Below are 14,619 nucleotides of genomic sequence, written 5' to 3'. Positions count from 1 at the left end.
CGCTGGCACATTGCGGCCCGCGACCAGCTTCGCGCTGCCGTAGACGATGCGGTAAGCATCTGGTGCGGGAAACCAGTTACCGGACATACGGAGTTACGCCATGACTGATGATCAGCAGCGCGCCAGGGAGTTGCTGGCGCAGGAGTACGAGCGCGACGGCATCACGCACGTTCCTGATTGCATCCGCCGCGAAGCAATGCTGACCACGATGGAGGACCGTGCAATTCGCGCCATCACCGCCGCCCTGCGCGCCGCGCCGGAGTGGCAGCCCATCGAATCTGCGCCGGAAGGCAGGCTGGTGGTGGTCGGCTGGATGGATGATGAAGGCGCGGATCGTCAGGAATTCGACTACATCGAGGACGGCTTGTGGATTCACCACGCCGATCTTGTCGAGCACGCACAGATGGTAGCGCCGCCCGGCAGCAAGATGCCGAAGGAACAGCCGCCGTACCAGTGGTGGATGGACCTGCCTGCATTTCCTACCGCCCGCCCGCAGGGGGCGAAGGATGCGTAAGACCTGCACCAAATGCGTCCGCTCCCTGCCGCTGCAGCAGTTCAACCGCGCGGGGAAACAAGGCTTGTCCAGCGTGTGCGTGCCGTGCACCAATGACATGCGCAGGTTGCGTGCTCCGCTGCCGCCGATCCCGCGCGATCCAGTGCAAATCAACCTCAACAACCGCGCGGATCGCTGGTATGGCTTCGTGCGGCCCAATCTGAGGCATGTGATATGAGCGCCGCTGAATCGATCGACCACATCGCCGTCGGCCACGACCTCGCGCGCAAGACCGGCGTGAACCTCGACAAGGTCCGACTGAAGACCCGCCGCATGTGGGAGGCGCGCGGCCTGGCTGTGATCGCCCTCGCCCGCGGCGATCTGGATGAGGCCACCAAGATCATGGCGCCGTTCGCGAGGAAACGCCGATGACCGCCCCGCAGCTATTCCCCAAGCCGGCCAAGCGGATGCGACAGCCCAGCAAAGACACTTTGCGCGACTGGCTCGCAGTATCGGCAGCAGAAATCGAACGGCTCCGCGCTGTGGAGCTGGCCAACGAAGACCGAATCAAGAGCGCCCGCGCGACGCTGGAAGGAGAACAACATGGCTGATAGCCCGTACCTGTCCCGGGACGACATCAAGGACCTCACGCGGACGCCGCAGCGCAAGCGCCAGGCCGAGTTCCTGCGCAACAACGGAATCCGCCACTATCTCGATGCACACGGCTGGCCAGTGGTGCTGTGGTCTGCCATTGAGGGCCGGCAGGAAACCACCAAACCGGCCGCCCCCGAGTGGAGGCCAAACAAGGCAGCGTAATGGGAAGGAAGCCTACAAAGTCTGGAGCGGTGCCGCGGCTGCGCAAGCGCATGCAGAAATCGGGCGTGGTGCATTACTACTACGACCACGGCGGAAAGCCGCGCAAGGAAACGCCGCTGGGCAGTGATTATGGTTTGGCGATCCAGAAATGGGCGCAGCTTGAGCGTGCCGCCATGGTTCCGGTGCACGCCCAACTGACGTTCCGGCAGGCCGCCGAGCGTTACCGCATCGAGGTTATCCCAGGAAAAGCCGAGGGTACTCAGCGGGCAAACCTGCGCGAACTGGACGTGTTGCTCCGGTTCTTCGATGACCCACCGGGTCCGTTGGATGCAATTCGCCCCACACACGTATTCAACTACCTGCAGTGGCGCAAGGCTGCCCCGGTCAGCGCAAACCGGGAGAAATCCTTGCTCTCGCACATGTGGAACTGGTTCCGACAGAAGGGGTACACCGACCTACCGAACCCCTGCGCCGGCGTGAACCGAAACCGTGAGGAAGGCCGGCGCGTGTACGTTGAGGATGATGTGCTGCAGCGGGTCTACGCTGCCGCAGACCAGGTGCTGAAGGACGCCATGGATCTGGCCTATCTCACCGGACAGCGTCCCGCCGATGTGCGCGACCTCGACAGGCGGAACATCAAGGACGGCATGCTGGTGCTGCAGCAGCGGAAAACGAAGGCGCTGATGCGGATAGCCATCACCGGGGAGCTGAAGGTCCTGATTGACCGGCTTCTGGCCCGTCGCCCACCGGACGGCACGCCAATCAGCACGCGGCTGCTACTGGGCGAGGACTGGCTACCGATCGGAAAGGATGCGCTGCGCTACCGGTTCGACCGCGCCCGCGAGCTGGCAGGCATCCCCAAGGCGGAGTTTCAGTTCCGCGACCTGCGAGCGAAGGCCGGCACCGATAAGGCTGATTCCGCCGGTGACATCCGTCAGGCGCAGCAGCAGTTGGGCCACAAGTCGGTCACCACCACGGAGATTTATGTGCGCAAGCGCCGCGGCGCAGTGACCACGCCAACGAAGTGAGTTGCGGAGCGGCCGCATTTTTGCGGAGCAATAAAAAAAGGCTTCGGATCGCTCCGAAGCCTTTGCAATGCTGGTGGGCCGTGATGGATTCGAACCATCGACCAAAAGATTAAAAGTCTTCTGCTCTACCGACTGAGCTAACGGCCCAAACAAAGACCCGGCCGTGGCCGGGGCGCGTATTCTAACGCAATAAACGCAAAAACAACATCACACGTAGTGGGTCGGGTCCTGCATGCCGGCGGCGCTGAAGCCATCGGCGCGCAACTGGCAGGCATCGCAGTGGCCGCAGGCCTTGCCGTCCATGTCGGCCTGGTAGCAGGACACGGTCAAGCCGAAGTCCACGCCCAGGCGCTGCCCTTCCAGTGCGATCTGTGCCTTGCTCAGGTATTGCAGCGGTGCATGCACGCGGATGCCGGCACCTTCCACGCCCGCCTTGGTGGCCAGATTGGCCAGCGCTTCGAAGGCGGCAATGAATTCCGGGCGGCAGTCCGGGTAGCCGGAATAATCGACTGCGTTGACACCACAGAAGATGTCGTTGGCCCCCAGCACTTCGGCCCAGCCCAGCGCCAATGACAGCATGATGGTATTGCGCGCCGGCACATAAGTGACCGGAATACCGTCACCCTCGCCTGCCTCGGGCACATTGATATCGTCGGTCAGCGCCGAGCCGCCGATGCTGCGCAGGTCGACCGCGACCACTTTGTGCCCGGCCACGCCCAGCGCTTCAGCCACGCGCGCGGCCGCTTCCAGTTCGGAGGTATGGCGCTGGCCATAGCGCACGCTCATGGCGTGTACTTCGAAGCCCTGTTCCTGGGCGATGGCGACGACGGCGGCTGAGTCCATGCCGCCGGAAAGAAGCACGACTGCTCTCTTTTTCATGGTGATGATCCGGTTGGGAGAGGAAAGCCAGCACGCTGTCCCGCGCCGGGATAAACAATTGAAGCGGGCGACGCGGGCTCAATAGCCCGGTGCGTCATCCCACAGCAACTTGTGCAACTGCATCTGGAAGCGTACCGGCAGACGATCGGCGACGATCCAGTCTGCCAGTTGGCGTGGTGTCACCTGCGATTTGCTGGGCGAGAACAACACCATGCAGCGCTCCGGCAGGCGGTGCTCGCTGAGCATGGACCTGGCCCACTCGTAGTCGCCACGGCTGCAGATCACGAACTTGAGCTGGTCGCGCGCGGTCAGCAGCGGAATATTCTCCAACCGATTGCGCGCCATTTCCGCCGAATCCGGGGTCTTCAGGTCGACCACCCGCGACACGCGCGGGTCGACCTCGGCGATATCCAGCGCGCCCGAGGTCTCCAGCGAGACATCCAGGCCGGCATCGCACAGCTTCTTCAGCAGGATCAGGCAACGCTTCTGCGCCAGCGGCTCGCCACCGGTGACGCAGACGTGGCGTACGCCCTGCTTCAGCACTTCGGCAACGATATCGTCGATGTCCCACCAGTCACCGCCGTGGAAGGCATACGCGGTATCGCAGTACTGGCAACGCAGCGGGCAGCCGGTCAGGCGCACGAACACGGTCGGCCAGCCGGCGGTGTCGGCTTCGCCTTGCAGGGACAGGAAGATTTCAGTGATCTTCAGTCGCGGCAACGGCGACTGCACGATCTCGCTGGGGACAGCGGCGCTCGGAGAGTTCATATTCTTTGGCCGCACCGTCGGTGCGGCACCACATCAACGCAGTTGCTGGCCGAGCCGGATCGACTGCAGTCGGTCCTGGGCGGTACGGGCCGCATCACTGCCGGGAAAACGGGAAACAACCTGTTCCAGGGTTTTCTGCGCCTGGGCGCTGTTGCCTTCACCGAACTGCGACAGGCCAAGCTTCAGCAAACCGCCGGCAGCCTTGTCGTGGGTGGGATAGCGGGCAACCAGATCGCTGAACTGTGCCTCAGCCATCTTGAAATTACGGGTCGCGTAGAAGCTCTCACCCAGCCAATACAAGGCATTGGGGGTGTAAGCCGCGTTCGGGTACAGCTCGAGGAAGCTCTGGAACAACTGCGCCGAGTCGGCATAGTTGCCAGCCTTCAATGCGTCGAACGCCACGTTATAGGCAGCGCGCTCGTCGCCGGCCGAAGCCAGCGTGCCAGCGTCACCACGTACCGTCGGCGGACGTTCGGCAGCAGCCGCTGTCGGCTTTGCGGCCGCAGCGGCGGGCGTCGCCGCGCCAGTGGCCGGAGCAACCGGTGCACCTGCACCGCCTTCAAGGCGATTGAGGCGACCGTCCAGGTCCAGATACTGATCGCGACTCTGCTGCTTCAGCTGTTCTTTCTCGTGCTGAAGCTGCTCGATCGTGCTCTGCAACGCCTGCACTTCCGTGCGCAGCTGCTGCAGCTGATTGAGCATGTCGGTATTGGCCTGACTGTTGTTGACCTGCGTTTCCAGCACGCCAACCCGGTCAGCCAAACTTGCACGCTGTGCATACGCGGGCGCGGCAGCCACCAGGGCTACCGCGACCACCAGCATCAGTTTGAGGCTGATGCGCATCGATTACTGCGCGGTGTAGACGATTTCGACGCGACGGTTCTGCGACCAGCAGGACTCGTTCGAATCGGTGCAGACCGGACGCTCTTCGCCGTAGGACACGACGGTCAGCTGCGAAGCCGAACCACCGTTGGCCTGCAGAGCCGAGTTCACGCCGTTACCACGACGCTCGCCCAGGGCCTGGTTGTAAGCGCGGCTGCCGCGTTCGTCGGTGTTGCCCTGCAGGGTGATGCGCGAGGACGGACGGTCACGCAGGTACTTGGCGTGGCAAGCCATGATGGCCTGGAATTCCGGCTTGACCGAATCCTGGTCCAGATCGAAGTAAACGACGCGCTGACGCAGGCATGCGTCGGTGTCCAGGTCGCCCGGGCCGTACAGGCCGGAGGTGGACGGAGCGGTCGGCTGGGTGGTCGAACCGGTATCAACCGGCGGCTGTGCCGGCTGTTCCTTGACCTTCTTCGAGCAGCCAGCGAGCGCGGCTACCGACAGCAGCGAAACGAGCAAAACACGAGTTGACTTGTTCATGGCTATACCTAGTGGCTCCTGGCCAATGTTGGGATTAATGCGGGGAAAGATTAACATTTTATCAACGCGCAGTGCGGTACGGACCCCATGCCGGTTCGCGCACATCGCCATCAGCCAGCACCAGGCGCTGACGCACCCGTCCATCGGCCGACACTTCATACAACACCCCACGCCCACCTTCACGAGCGGCGTACAGCACCATGCTCGCATTGGGCGCAAAACTCGGCGATTCGTCCAGCGAACCCGGCGACAGCGTGCTCCAGCGCGGGGAACCCAGGCTGCTGTCCATCATCGCGATCTTGTAGCTGCTGCCCGCGCCCTGCGCAACGGCAATCTTCTTGCCGTCAAAGGATACGCTGGCCTTGGCATTGTAATTGCCCTGGAAGGTCACCCGGCTGGCGCTGCCACCGGTGGACGCCACCTGGTAGATCTGCGGGCGGCCGCCGCGATCGGAGGTGAAGTAGACCGAGCCGCCATCGGCAGCCCAGGTCGGCTCGGTGTCGATGCCGAAGTGGTTGGTCAGCTGGGTCAGCTGCTTGCTCCCCAGGTCCATCACATAGATTTCCGGGTTGCCGCTGCGCGACAGGGCCAGCGCCAGACGGCGACCATCCGGCGAGAACGACGGCGCGCTGTTGATGCCGCGGAAGCTGGTCAGCAGCTCACGGCCACCGGTGGCGATGTCCTGCACATAGATGGAGGAGTTGCCGCGCTCGAAGCTGACATAGGCCAGCTTGCGGCCGTCCGGGCTCCAGCTCGGCGACAGCAGCGGCTCGGCCGAACGCACGATGGTCTGCGGGCTGTAGCCATCGGAATCGGCCACCATCAGCGCGTAGCGCATGTTGGCGCCGCTGCCGCTGGCGGTGATGTAGGCGATGCGGGTCCAGAAGGCGCCACGCACACCGGTGATCTTCTCGTAGATGGCATCGGCCATCTGGTGGGCGACATCACGCATGGCGCTGGAACGGGCGGTCATCGCCAGCCCGAGCATGCGCTCGCCCTTGGCCACGTCGAACAGTTCGTATTCCACGCGATAGGCGCCGGCACCGGCGTCCTGTACCCGGCCGACGACCAGGAAATCCTGCTTCAGCGCGCGCCAGGTCGGGTATTGCACCTCGCTGCCACGGCTGGGGCGCTCGGCGATCTGCGCTTCGGGCAGGTTGCGGAACTGGCCGGAGCGGTCCAGGTCGGCACGCACCACGGCGGCCACGTCGGTCTGCGGCGCGCCGGCCGAGCCCTGGTAGGCCATCGGCACAACGGCGATCGGGGTTGCCGATGCGTTGCCACCAGTGATTTCAATTTCCAAAGCGCCCTGCTGTGCCGCAGCCGCGAACGGCAACAACAGAACAGTAAGGGCGACCAGCCAGCGTGACAGATTCTTCATGAGGCGCTCAGCAGTACGAGTGAAGATGAAAGAGGGATAGCAGCAGACAGATGAACATTTTCGCAATCGTGAACGAAAGTCATGTGAAATCCACTGGTTACCACCCCCGATATTAAATTTCCAATGAAACCAGTTGCATGCCTGAAGCGGCCAGCACTCAATCCTGAGCGGTGAATGTAAACAACAGCTCGCGCCGGAACACCGCTTCGTAGCCCCGGAACGGCAGCGGCTGTGCCCTCAGCACGGCACGCTCGATTGAATCCTGCGCTGCGGCGTCCATCGCGCAACCCGGCTGCACCTCGGCACTGGCCACGCCGCCGCCTGGCAACTGCTTGATCAGGATCCTGCAACGGGTGCCGTTGGGGACATTGTCCGGCCGGGTCCATTGGGCAACCACGGCCTGCTGGATCGCAGCAGCATATTTGGCGGTCAGGTCATTGCTGGTGCCACCCTGCCCCGGCGATGGCGTGCTCGGCCCGCTGCTGCCAGTGCTGGTGGAGGTGGCCTGCGCACGGGCGCGGGCATCGGCCACCTGGCGCAGGCGCTGCTCGGCCAGCTTGGCCTCGCGTTCGGCCTGCTCGCGCTTGCGGCGGATCTCGGCGATCTTCTGCTGACGCTCCTGCTCGGCCTGGTTCTCGTTGGCCTGGCGCTGCTGGTCGGCAACCTTCTTGCGATCCGCCTCTTCCTGCTGCTTGGCCAGGCGCAGTTTCTGCTCGGCCTCTTCCACACGCTTGCGTTCGGTCAGGTCGATCTGCTCCTGGCGGCGCTTGGCTTCCTGCTCCTGCTTGGCCTTCTCCTGCGAGATGGCCAGCGCGCTCACCCGCTCCTGGTCCACGTTGTCCGGCTGGGCAATGCGTTCCTGGGCGTTGTGCTGCTGCGGGGTCGGTGCGTCCTGCGGCTTCGGCTCGGGGATGGGCTGCGGCGGCGGCACGGTGTCTTCCGGGACCGGCTCGGGCTGGGCTTCTTCCACCGGCTCAGGCAGATCCGGCAGTTTTTCCGAGGCACGCAAGGCCTGCCGCGCCGCCGAAGCCTCGGCAGCGGACAGCTGCATATTGGCCTCAAGCGCCGGGTCACCAGCGGCGGCTTCGGTACTGCGCGAAGGCGACCACACCCAGGCAATGATGAAAATCGCCGCTACCAACAGGTGTACCAGCAGCGCCAGTACGACCGGTAGGCCCCACTCGTTGCGGCTGTCGTGCGGCGGTGGCAGTGCGTCAGCGTGCATCGGTCGCCAGGCCCACCTTTTCGATCTTCGCGGCCTTGATCACGTCCATGGCGTCCATGACCTTTTCATAGGCCACGCTCTTGTCGGCGGCCACGATCACGCGAAGTTCCTTGTCCTGCGAGGCCAGGGCGCTCAGCTGCGCCTGCAGCGCGCCAGCATCCATGGCTTGTGGGTCCTTGGCTTCGGGCAGCTTCAGGCTCATCTGGCCGTCGGCACGGACCGAGACCACGATCGGGTCCTGCTTGCTTTCCAGCGCCTTGGCGGTGGAACTGGGCAGGTCGACCTCGAAACTGAGGGTCAGCAGCGGCGCGGTCACCATGAAGATGATCAGCAGCACGAGCATCACGTCGATATATGGCACGACGTTGATCTCGGACTTGAGCTTGCGGCGCTTGCGGCGGGGAATGGCGGCGGTCATAGATTGGCTCCTGCGGTCAGAGGAAGGCGCTGGCGCACTTACTCTTCGCTGCCGCTCTGCTGGCGCTGCAGGATGGAGCTGAACTCCTCGGCGAAGGTTTCATAGCGCACCGACAGCCGCTCGACGCGGGTGGTGAAGCGGTTATAGGCCCACACCGCCGGGATGGCCACGAACAGGCCGATCGCGGTGGCGAACAAGGCTTCGGAAATACCCGGTGCAACCGAGGCGATACCGGCCTGCTCACCGCTGCTGATCATGTCGTGCATGGTCACCATGATGCCGAACACGGTGCCGACCAGGCCCACGTAGGGGGCGGTGGAACCGATATTGGCCAGCAATTCCAGATTGCGCTCCAGCCCGTCCACTTCGCGGGCATAGGTGGTGCGCATGGCGCGCTGCGCGCCTTCCAGCTGGGTGCGGCCATCAAAGGCGCGGCGCCCCTGCAGGCGCGAATACTCGCGGAAACCGGCTTCGAAGATGGCTTCCAGGCCATCAACCTGACGGTTGCGGTCGGTGGCCGAGGAATACAGCTTGCCGAGGTCGGCGCCGGACCAGAAGCGGTTTTCGAAGTCGCTGGCCTCGTTGTCGGCGGCCTTGAACACACGCGCCTTGCGGAAAATGATCACCCAGCTGATGAACGAACCAGCGAGCAGCAGCAGCACGATCAGCTTGACCGGGATACTGGCCTTGATCATCAGGTCCAGGTAGTTGATGCCGCCGCCATGGCTGGCCTGCGCCACGGTCTGCGCGGCGGCTGCGCTGACATCGGCCGGCAAGGCCTCGGTCACGGTGGCCTGCAGGGCCAGAAGCAAAGCGATCATCCGATCTTCCTCAGTGTTGCTTAAGCGGGTTGTGTTTGAAGGGGTTTCAGTACTGCGTACAGCGTGTCATCGAGCGCCTGCGGACGGAAGTCGCGGGCACCGACAGCGGCAAGGCGGACCTGCGCTGTCGCCAGCACCTGGTCATCGCGCATCACCGCCTGCGCCATCAGCAGGCTGGCCCGCCGGCATTGCAGCAGTTCCACCGTGGTGGTCAGCGCATCGTCCAGCTTGGCCGGCTTCAGGAAATCCAGGTTCATGGCACGGACCACGAATACCTGGCCGTCACCACAACGCATGGCTTCCTGGCCATAACCGAGGGCGCGCATCCATTCGGTCCTTGCCCTCTCCATGAAGGCCACGTAGCGGGCGTGGTACACCACGCCGCCAGCGTCGGTATCTTCCCAGTAAATGCGTGTCGGCCAACTGAACCGAGACTCATTCGTCATCGCGTTGCTCCGCGAACAGGTCCACCGGAGCCGGTGCAGCCTTGGGTTTGAGGCCCAGATGGCGGTAGGCCTTGTTGGTGGCCATGCGCCCGCGGGCGGTACGCACCAGGAAGCCCTGCTGGATCAGGAAGGGCTCGACCACGTCTTCCAGGGTGCCACGCTCTTCGGAGAGGGCCGCCGCCATCGACTCGACCCCGACCGGGCCGCCATCGAAATACTCCACCAGAGTGCGCAGCATGCGTCGGTCCAGCTCATCGAAACCTTCCGGATCGACCTTGAGCATCTGCATCGCGGCCTGCGCCACATCCTGGTCGATATGCCCGCCAGCCTTGACCTGGGCGTAATCGCGCACGCGCCGCAGCAGGCGGTTGGCGATACGCGGGGTGCCGCGCGAACGGCGGGCGATCTCGCCGGCGCCTTCGGCACTGCAATCGATGCCGAGGATGGCTGCCGAACGCCGCACGATGCGGGTCAGTTCCTCAGCCGAATAGAACTCCAGCCGCTGCACGATGCCGAAGCGGTCGCGCAAGGGCGCGGTCAGCAGGCCGGCACGGGTGGTGGCACCAATCAGGGTAAACGGTGGCAGATCAAGCTTGATCGAACGTGCGGCCGGGCCGTCGCCGATCATGATGTCGATCTGGAAATCCTCCATCGCCGGGTACAACACTTCCTCGACCACCGGCGAAAGACGATGGATTTCGTCGATGAACAACACGTCATGCGGCTGCAGATTGGTCAGCAATGCCGCCAGATCGCCGGCTTTTTCGATCACCGGGCCAGAGGTGACGCGCAGCGCCACGCCCAGCTCGTTGGCGATCACATGGCTCAGCGTGGTCTTGCCCAGCCCGGGTGGGCCGAAGATCAGCACATGGTCCAGCGCCTCGCGGCGGGCCTTGGCGGCCTGGATATAGATATCCATCTGCTCACGCACCGGCGCCTGACCGAGGTAATCGGCCAGGCTGCGCGGGCGGATGCTGGCGTCGGCGGCGTCGTCCTCGCGGGTCGCGCCGGCGCCGATGATGCGGTCGTCAGTCATTTCTCAATTATGCGCCAAGCACGTCGCATGCGATCAGATTTCCACCTGCGCACCCAGCTCCACCAGCCGGTTGCCCGGAATGCGGAAGAAGCCGGTGGCAGGCGCCGCGTTGCGATGCATGAAGGCGAACAGCTTGTCGCGCCAGATCGGCATACCACGGTTGGCGCTGGCCACGATGGTCTCGCGGCTGGCGAAGAAGGTGGTATCCATCGGATCGAAATAGATGCCGCCATGGTCGCAGGAACGCATCAGCGCCAGTGGAATATCCGGGGTTTCCATGAAGCCGTAGCGCACGTAGACGCGGTAGAACTCATCGCCCACCGAATCGATGCGCAGGCGCTGGCCCTCGGCCGCGTACGGCATCGGCAGGGTTTCCACATGCAGGAACACATTGCGCTCGTGCAGCACCTTGTTGTGCTTGAGGTTGTGCATCAGCGCATGCGGGACCACGGTCGGGTCGGCGGTCAGGAACACCGCCGTACCCGGCACCCGCACTGGCGGAGCCAGCATCAGGCCCGGCAGGAAGGTGTCCAGACGGATACCGTCCTTGCGGATCTCATCACGCAGCAGCTCGCGGCCACGCCGCCAGGTGCGCATCATCGTGAACAGCACCAGGCCCAGCACCAGCGGGAACCAGGCGCCCTGCAGCAGCTTGGCGCCATTGGCGATCACGAAGCCCAGGTCGATGAAGAGGAAGACCACGCACAAGGCGATGATGGCGTGGCGCGCACGCGGCCACAGCACCCGCGCCACCAGCGCCAGCAGCAAGGTGTCAATCAGCATCGTGCCCGACACCGAGATGCCATAGGCCACGGCCAGGTTGCTGGAGCTGCGGAAGGCCAGCACCAGACCGAACACCATCACCGCCAGGCCCCAGTTGATGCCGGGGATATAGATCTGGCCGATGGTGTCGTGCGAGGTATGCAGGATGCGCATGCGCGGGATGTAACCCAGCTGCATGGCCTGACGAGAGACCGAGAATGCACCGGTGATCACCGACTGGCTGGCGATCACCGCCGCCATTGTGGCCAGGATGATCATCGGGATCAGCGCCCAGCCCGGCACCGCCTCGAAGAACGGATTGGCCACCGCGTCCGGGCGCTGCAGCACCAGTGCGCCCTGCCCCAGGTAGTTCAACACCAGGCACGGCAGCACGAAGAAGTACCAGGCATGGCGGATCGGCGGCGCACCGAAGTGGCCCATATCCGCATACAAGGCCTCGCCACCGGTCACTGCCAGCACCACCGCGCCGAGGATGAAGACACCGTGCCAGCCATGTTCCATGAAGAAGCGTGCCGCCCATAGCGGGTTGAAGGCCTTGAGCACCTCCGGTGCGGCGATCACGTTCCAGATGCCGATCGCAGCCAGCGACAGGAACCAGATGGTCATCACCGGGCCGAACACCTTGCCCACCTTCTCGGTACCAAAGCGCTGCGCGGCGAACACCGCCGCCAGCACCACCAGGGTGATCGGCACCACGAAGTGGCCCAGCCCCGGCGCCGCGACCTCCAGGCCTTCGACTGCACCCAACACCGAGATCGCAGGCGTGATCACGCCATCACCGAAGAACAGCGAGGCACCGAAGATACCGAGGATGCCGACCACATAGGCCGAGCGCGAACCGTTGCGCAGGGTGCGCTGGGCCAGCGCCATCAAGGCCATGATGCCGCCCTCGCCGTCGTTGTCGGCGCGCATGATGATGGTCACGTACTTGAGCGTGACCACCATGTTCAGGGCCCAGAACGCCAGCGACAGCACGCCCAGCACCGTGTCGTGGTCGCTGTTGAGCCCGTAATGCGGCGAGAACGCTTCCTTCAAGGTGTAAAGCGGGCTGGTACCGATATCGCCGAACACCACGCCAATGGCGCCGACAACCAGCGCCATGCCGCCGGCAGCGCCGCCGTGACCGTGGCCATGGCCTTGAGTAGAAGAATCAGACGTGGAAGGAGCGTGGGACATGGCGATCTCAGGTTGGCGTCATGCTGCCGAAAGGGTTAACGCAGCGCTGCCTGCAGCGCTTTACGGATGACCGTGGCGACATCATCGCCCTCGGCACCGGCATCGCGCGCCATCTTGGCGGCCTCTGCCGGTTTATAGCCCAGTTGCTGCAACGCCACTGTCGCCTCGGACACCGCATCGGTGCCCAGCTGGCCGGCAATGGGGGCGCCGCCACCGGTGAAATTGGCTGCACGGTCGCGCAGTTCGACCACCATCCGCTCAGCGGTCTTCTTGCCTATACCCGGGATCCGGGTCAGCGCAGTGACATCGCCGGTCTGGATCAGCCGCGCGAACTCGTCCACGCTGGCCCCGGACAGCACCGCCAGCGCGATCTTGGCGCCGATACCCGTCACCTTCTGCACGTCACGGAACAGCCGCCGCTCGCCCTCGCGCAGGAAGCCGTACAGCGAAACGCTGTCTTCCTTCTGCGCGTAGTGGGTGAACAGGATGATCTCGCGGCCCACATCGGGCAGGTCATAGAAGGTGCTCATCGGCGCCTCCAGCTCATAACCAACGCCATTGACGTCGATCACCAGCCACGGCGGGGCCTTGTAGGCCAGGATGCCGCGCAGGCGACCGATCATGCCAAGTACCTCATTTCCGACTCCAAGCCTGGCGCACATCCACTCCCAGCCGGTTGGCCGTGGCGCGGACATGCGCATGCGTAATGGCCACCGCCAGTGCATCGGCGGCGTCTGCCTGTAATTTGCCCTGCAGGTTCAGCATCAAACCCACCATATGCTGCACCTGCTGTTTCTCCGCACCACCACGACCGACCACGGCCAGCTTGATCTCGGTGGCGGCGTATTCGCTGACCGGCAGGTCGCGCATCACCACCGCGCACACCGCCGCGCCGCGCGCCTGACCCAGCTTCAAGGCCGAATCGGCATTCTTGGCCATGAACACCTTCTCGATCGCCACTTCCTGCGGCTGGAATTCCTCGATCAAGGCATGCAGCCCGTGCGCCAGCAGCCGCAGCCGCTGTGGAAAATCCGCCGCCCCCAACAGCACCAGTGGCGCGTGGTGAACATGGCGGGCGCGGCCGTTGGCGTCGATGTCGATGATGCCGACGCCGGTGCGCTGCGAGCCGGGATCAATACCAAGGATGCGGGTCATGCTGCCTCTATCAGTAAAAAACGGCGCCCAGCATGGCCGGACGCCGTCTCACCCGGTGGGACCGGGCGGGTCGTCAGACCCGCTCCAGGCCTGCCTGGTCGACGTTGGAATACACGTCCTGCACATCGTCCAGGTCTTCTAGCATGTCCAGCAGCTTCTTCACCTGCACGGCGGTATCGGCATCGACGGCGACGTCGTTGTCGGCACGGAAGGTGATTTCGCTGTGGTCCGGCACCAGCTTGGCGGCTGTCATCGCGTCCTTCACCGACTGGAATGCCTCCGGTGCGGTGATGACATCGATCGAACCATCTTCCGGATAGACCGCGATATCGTCGGCACCGGCCTCGATCGCCGCCTCGGTGATGGCCTCTTCATCCGCACCCGGTGCAAAGCTCAGCACGCCGAGCCGCTTGAACATGAACGACACCGAGCCTTCGGTGCCCATGTTGCCACCGCACTTGCTGAAAGCATGACGTACGTCGGCCACGGTGCGCACGCGGTTGTCGGTCAGGCAGTCGACGATCACGGCGATGCCGCCCGGGGCATAGCCCTCGTAACGCACTTCTTCGTACTCGACGCCTTCCAGCTCACCGGTGGCCTTCTTGATCGCGCGCTCGATGACATCCTTGGTCATGTTCGCGCTCAGGGCCTTGTCCATCGCGGTGCGCAGACGTGGGTTGTTGTTTGGGTCGCCTCCGCCACCACGGGCAGCAACGCTGATCTCCCGGATGATTTTGGTGAAAATCTTGCCGCGCTTCGCGTCATTCGCGTTTTTGCGGCCTTCGATGGAAGGACCTCGACCCATGGGAATACCGTACATCTGTCAGGA

Annotated in this window: 19 protein-coding genes and 1 tRNA gene; 5 read left to right on the top strand and 15 right to left on the bottom strand. The window is 64.1% G+C overall.

The window, feature by feature from the left end:
- The first annotated feature begins 100 nt into the window (after window positions 1-100).
- The 5 genes from ACVOLV_RS03230 to ACVOLV_RS03210 all read left to right on the top strand — a co-directional run bounded on the left by ACVOLV_RS03230 (window position 101) and on the right by ACVOLV_RS03210 (window position 2,337).
- Window positions 101-514 carry a hypothetical protein gene (locus tag ACVOLV_RS03230; protein WP_481553115.1) on the top strand — a complete coding sequence of 138 codons (414 nt, stop codon included), beginning with the start codon at window positions 101-103 and terminating at the stop codon, window positions 512-514.
- A 213-nt stretch (window positions 515-727) separates the two neighbouring features.
- Window positions 728-925: a hypothetical protein gene (locus ACVOLV_RS03225; protein ID WP_481553114.1), complete on the top strand. Its 198-nt coding sequence runs from the start codon at window positions 728-730 to the stop codon at window positions 923-925.
- Window positions 922-1,104: a hypothetical protein gene (locus ACVOLV_RS03220; RefSeq protein ID WP_481553113.1), complete on the top strand. Its 183-nt coding sequence runs from the start codon at window positions 922-924 to the stop codon at window positions 1,102-1,104. Before ACVOLV_RS03225 ends, ACVOLV_RS03220 begins: the two co-directional genes overlap by 4 nt.
- Complete coding sequence (locus ACVOLV_RS03215; RefSeq protein ID WP_481539775.1) at window positions 1,097-1,309, top strand: DUF4224 domain-containing protein; 213 nt, start codon at window positions 1,097-1,099, stop codon at window positions 1,307-1,309. The genes ACVOLV_RS03220 and ACVOLV_RS03215 overlap by 8 nt, the downstream gene beginning before the upstream one ends.
- Window positions 1,309-2,337 carry a site-specific integrase gene (locus ACVOLV_RS03210; protein WP_481553112.1) on the top strand — a complete coding sequence of 343 codons (1,029 nt, stop codon included), beginning with the start codon at window positions 1,309-1,311 and terminating at the stop codon, window positions 2,335-2,337. Before ACVOLV_RS03215 ends, ACVOLV_RS03210 begins: the two co-directional genes overlap by 1 nt.
- 71 nt (window positions 2,338-2,408) lie before the next feature.
- Here ACVOLV_RS03210 and ACVOLV_RS03205 read toward each other — a convergent pair.
- The 15 genes from ACVOLV_RS03205 to ACVOLV_RS03135 all read right to left on the bottom strand — a co-directional run bounded on the left by ACVOLV_RS03205 (window position 2,409) and on the right by ACVOLV_RS03135 (window position 14,595).
- A tRNA-Lys gene (locus ACVOLV_RS03205) sits at window positions 2,409-2,484 on the bottom strand.
- Between the two features lie 60 nt (window positions 2,485-2,544).
- A complete protein-coding gene (gene queC / locus ACVOLV_RS03200; protein WP_481553111.1) occupies window positions 2,545-3,216 on the bottom strand; it encodes a 7-cyano-7-deazaguanine synthase QueC in 672 nt (223 codons plus the stop codon).
- Window positions 3,217-3,294: 78 nt separating this feature from the next.
- Window positions 3,295-3,984, bottom strand: coding sequence for a 7-carboxy-7-deazaguanine synthase QueE (queE, locus tag ACVOLV_RS03195; RefSeq protein WP_481553110.1), 690 nt, complete (start codon window positions 3,982-3,984; stop codon window positions 3,295-3,297).
- A 33-nt stretch (window positions 3,985-4,017) separates the two neighbouring features.
- Window positions 4,018-4,827: a tol-pal system protein YbgF gene (gene ybgF / locus ACVOLV_RS03190; RefSeq protein ID WP_481553109.1), complete on the bottom strand. Its 810-nt coding sequence runs from the start codon at window positions 4,825-4,827 to the stop codon at window positions 4,018-4,020.
- Window positions 4,828-4,830: 3 nt separating this feature from the next.
- Window positions 4,831-5,349 (bottom strand): peptidoglycan-associated lipoprotein Pal, encoded by a 519-nt coding sequence (gene pal / locus ACVOLV_RS03185; protein WP_057628800.1) that lies wholly within the window; start codon window positions 5,347-5,349, stop codon window positions 4,831-4,833.
- Between the two features lie 61 nt (window positions 5,350-5,410).
- Window positions 5,411-6,730, bottom strand: a complete 1,320-nt coding sequence (gene tolB, locus ACVOLV_RS03180) for a Tol-Pal system beta propeller repeat protein TolB (RefSeq protein ID WP_481553108.1) — start codon at window positions 6,728-6,730, stop codon at window positions 5,411-5,413.
- Window positions 6,731-6,887: 157 nt separating this feature from the next.
- Window positions 6,888-7,955: a cell envelope integrity protein TolA gene (gene tolA / locus ACVOLV_RS03175; protein ID WP_481553107.1), complete on the bottom strand. Its 1,068-nt coding sequence runs from the start codon at window positions 7,953-7,955 to the stop codon at window positions 6,888-6,890.
- A complete protein-coding gene (gene tolR / locus ACVOLV_RS03170; RefSeq protein ID WP_481515770.1) occupies window positions 7,945-8,373 on the bottom strand; it encodes a protein TolR in 429 nt (142 codons plus the stop codon). Before tolR ends, tolA begins: the two co-directional genes overlap by 11 nt.
- Window positions 8,374-8,411: 38 nt before the next feature.
- The gene (gene tolQ / locus ACVOLV_RS03165) at window positions 8,412-9,194 is read right to left on the bottom strand and encodes a protein TolQ (protein WP_481553106.1); all 783 of its coding nucleotides are present in this window, start codon (window positions 9,192-9,194) and stop codon (window positions 8,412-8,414) included.
- Window positions 9,195-9,214: 20 nt separating this feature from the next.
- Window positions 9,215-9,640 carry a tol-pal system-associated acyl-CoA thioesterase gene (gene ybgC / locus ACVOLV_RS03160; protein ID WP_481553105.1) on the bottom strand — a complete coding sequence of 142 codons (426 nt, stop codon included), beginning with the start codon at window positions 9,638-9,640 and terminating at the stop codon, window positions 9,215-9,217.
- Window positions 9,630-10,676, bottom strand: coding sequence for a Holliday junction branch migration DNA helicase RuvB (gene ruvB / locus ACVOLV_RS03155; RefSeq protein ID WP_481553104.1), 1,047 nt, complete (start codon window positions 10,674-10,676; stop codon window positions 9,630-9,632). The genes ybgC and ruvB overlap by 11 nt, the downstream gene beginning before the upstream one ends.
- A gap of 33 nt (window positions 10,677-10,709) precedes the next feature.
- On the bottom strand, window positions 10,710-12,635 hold the full coding sequence (locus ACVOLV_RS03150; RefSeq protein WP_481553103.1) for a potassium transporter Kup: 1,926 nt from the start codon (window positions 12,633-12,635) through the stop codon (window positions 10,710-10,712).
- A gap of 35 nt (window positions 12,636-12,670) precedes the next feature.
- Window positions 12,671-13,258 carry a Holliday junction branch migration protein RuvA gene (gene ruvA / locus ACVOLV_RS03145; protein ID WP_481553102.1) on the bottom strand — a complete coding sequence of 196 codons (588 nt, stop codon included), beginning with the start codon at window positions 13,256-13,258 and terminating at the stop codon, window positions 12,671-12,673.
- A gap of 10 nt (window positions 13,259-13,268) precedes the next feature.
- Entirely contained in the window at window positions 13,269-13,790 is a 522-nt protein-coding gene (gene ruvC, locus ACVOLV_RS03140; protein ID WP_282269162.1) for a crossover junction endodeoxyribonuclease RuvC, read from the bottom strand.
- A gap of 73 nt (window positions 13,791-13,863) precedes the next feature.
- Window positions 13,864-14,595 (bottom strand): YebC/PmpR family DNA-binding transcriptional regulator, encoded by a 732-nt coding sequence (locus tag ACVOLV_RS03135; RefSeq protein ID WP_481553101.1) that lies wholly within the window; start codon window positions 14,593-14,595, stop codon window positions 13,864-13,866.
- Window positions 14,596-14,619 lie beyond the last annotated feature (24 nt).

It is taken from the genome of Stenotrophomonas sp. STEN023 (assembly GCF_056760135.1).
Note: the sequence above shows the minus strand (reverse complement) of the source record. Positions and strands in the feature narration are given on the sequence as shown.

Coding starts and splice junctions, on each gene's coding strand:
- tolB (WP_481553108.1), bottom strand. CDS start 6,730: ATGAAGAATCTGTCACGCTGGCTGGTCGCCCTTACTGTTCTGTTGTTG.
- ybgF (WP_481553109.1), bottom strand. CDS start 4,827: ATGCGCATCAGCCTCAAACTGATGCTGGTGGTCGCGGTAGCCCTGGTG.
- queC (WP_481553111.1), bottom strand. CDS start 3,216: ATGAAAAAGAGAGCAGTCGTGCTTCTTTCCGGCGGCATGGACTCAGCC.
- ruvA (WP_481553102.1), bottom strand. CDS start 13,258: ATGATCGGTCGCCTGCGCGGCATCCTGGCCTACAAGGCCCCGCCGTGG.
- ACVOLV_RS03150 (WP_481553103.1), bottom strand. CDS start 12,635: ATGTCCCACGCTCCTTCCACGTCTGATTCTTCTACTCAAGGCCATGGC.
- ACVOLV_RS03220 (WP_481553113.1), top strand. CDS start 922: ATGACCGCCCCGCAGCTATTCCCCAAGCCGGCCAAGCGGATGCGACAG.
- ACVOLV_RS03210 (WP_481553112.1), top strand. CDS start 1,309: ATGGGAAGGAAGCCTACAAAGTCTGGAGCGGTGCCGCGGCTGCGCAAG.
- pal (WP_057628800.1), bottom strand. CDS start 5,349: ATGAACAAGTCAACTCGTGTTTTGCTCGTTTCGCTGCTGTCGGTAGCC.
- ruvB (WP_481553104.1), bottom strand. CDS start 10,676: ATGACTGACGACCGCATCATCGGCGCCGGCGCGACCCGCGAGGACGAC.
- tolR (WP_481515770.1), bottom strand. CDS start 8,373: ATGACCGCCGCCATTCCCCGCCGCAAGCGCCGCAAGCTCAAGTCCGAG.
- ACVOLV_RS03225 (WP_481553114.1), top strand. CDS start 728: ATGAGCGCCGCTGAATCGATCGACCACATCGCCGTCGGCCACGACCTC.
- ACVOLV_RS03230 (WP_481553115.1), top strand. CDS start 101: ATGACTGATGATCAGCAGCGCGCCAGGGAGTTGCTGGCGCAGGAGTAC.
- ACVOLV_RS03215 (WP_481539775.1), top strand. CDS start 1,097: ATGGCTGATAGCCCGTACCTGTCCCGGGACGACATCAAGGACCTCACG.
- ybgC (WP_481553105.1), bottom strand. CDS start 9,640: ATGACGAATGAGTCTCGGTTCAGTTGGCCGACACGCATTTACTGGGAA.
- ACVOLV_RS03135 (WP_481553101.1), bottom strand. CDS start 14,595: ATGGGTCGAGGTCCTTCCATCGAAGGCCGCAAAAACGCGAATGACGCG.
- tolQ (WP_481553106.1), bottom strand. CDS start 9,194: ATGATCGCTTTGCTTCTGGCCCTGCAGGCCACCGTGACCGAGGCCTTG.
- ruvC (WP_282269162.1), bottom strand. CDS start 13,790: ATGACCCGCATCCTTGGTATTGATCCCGGCTCGCAGCGCACCGGCGTC.
- queE (WP_481553110.1), bottom strand. CDS start 3,984: ATGAACTCTCCGAGCGCCGCTGTCCCCAGCGAGATCGTGCAGTCGCCG.
- tolA (WP_481553107.1), bottom strand. CDS start 7,955: ATGCACGCTGACGCACTGCCACCGCCGCACGACAGCCGCAACGAGTGG.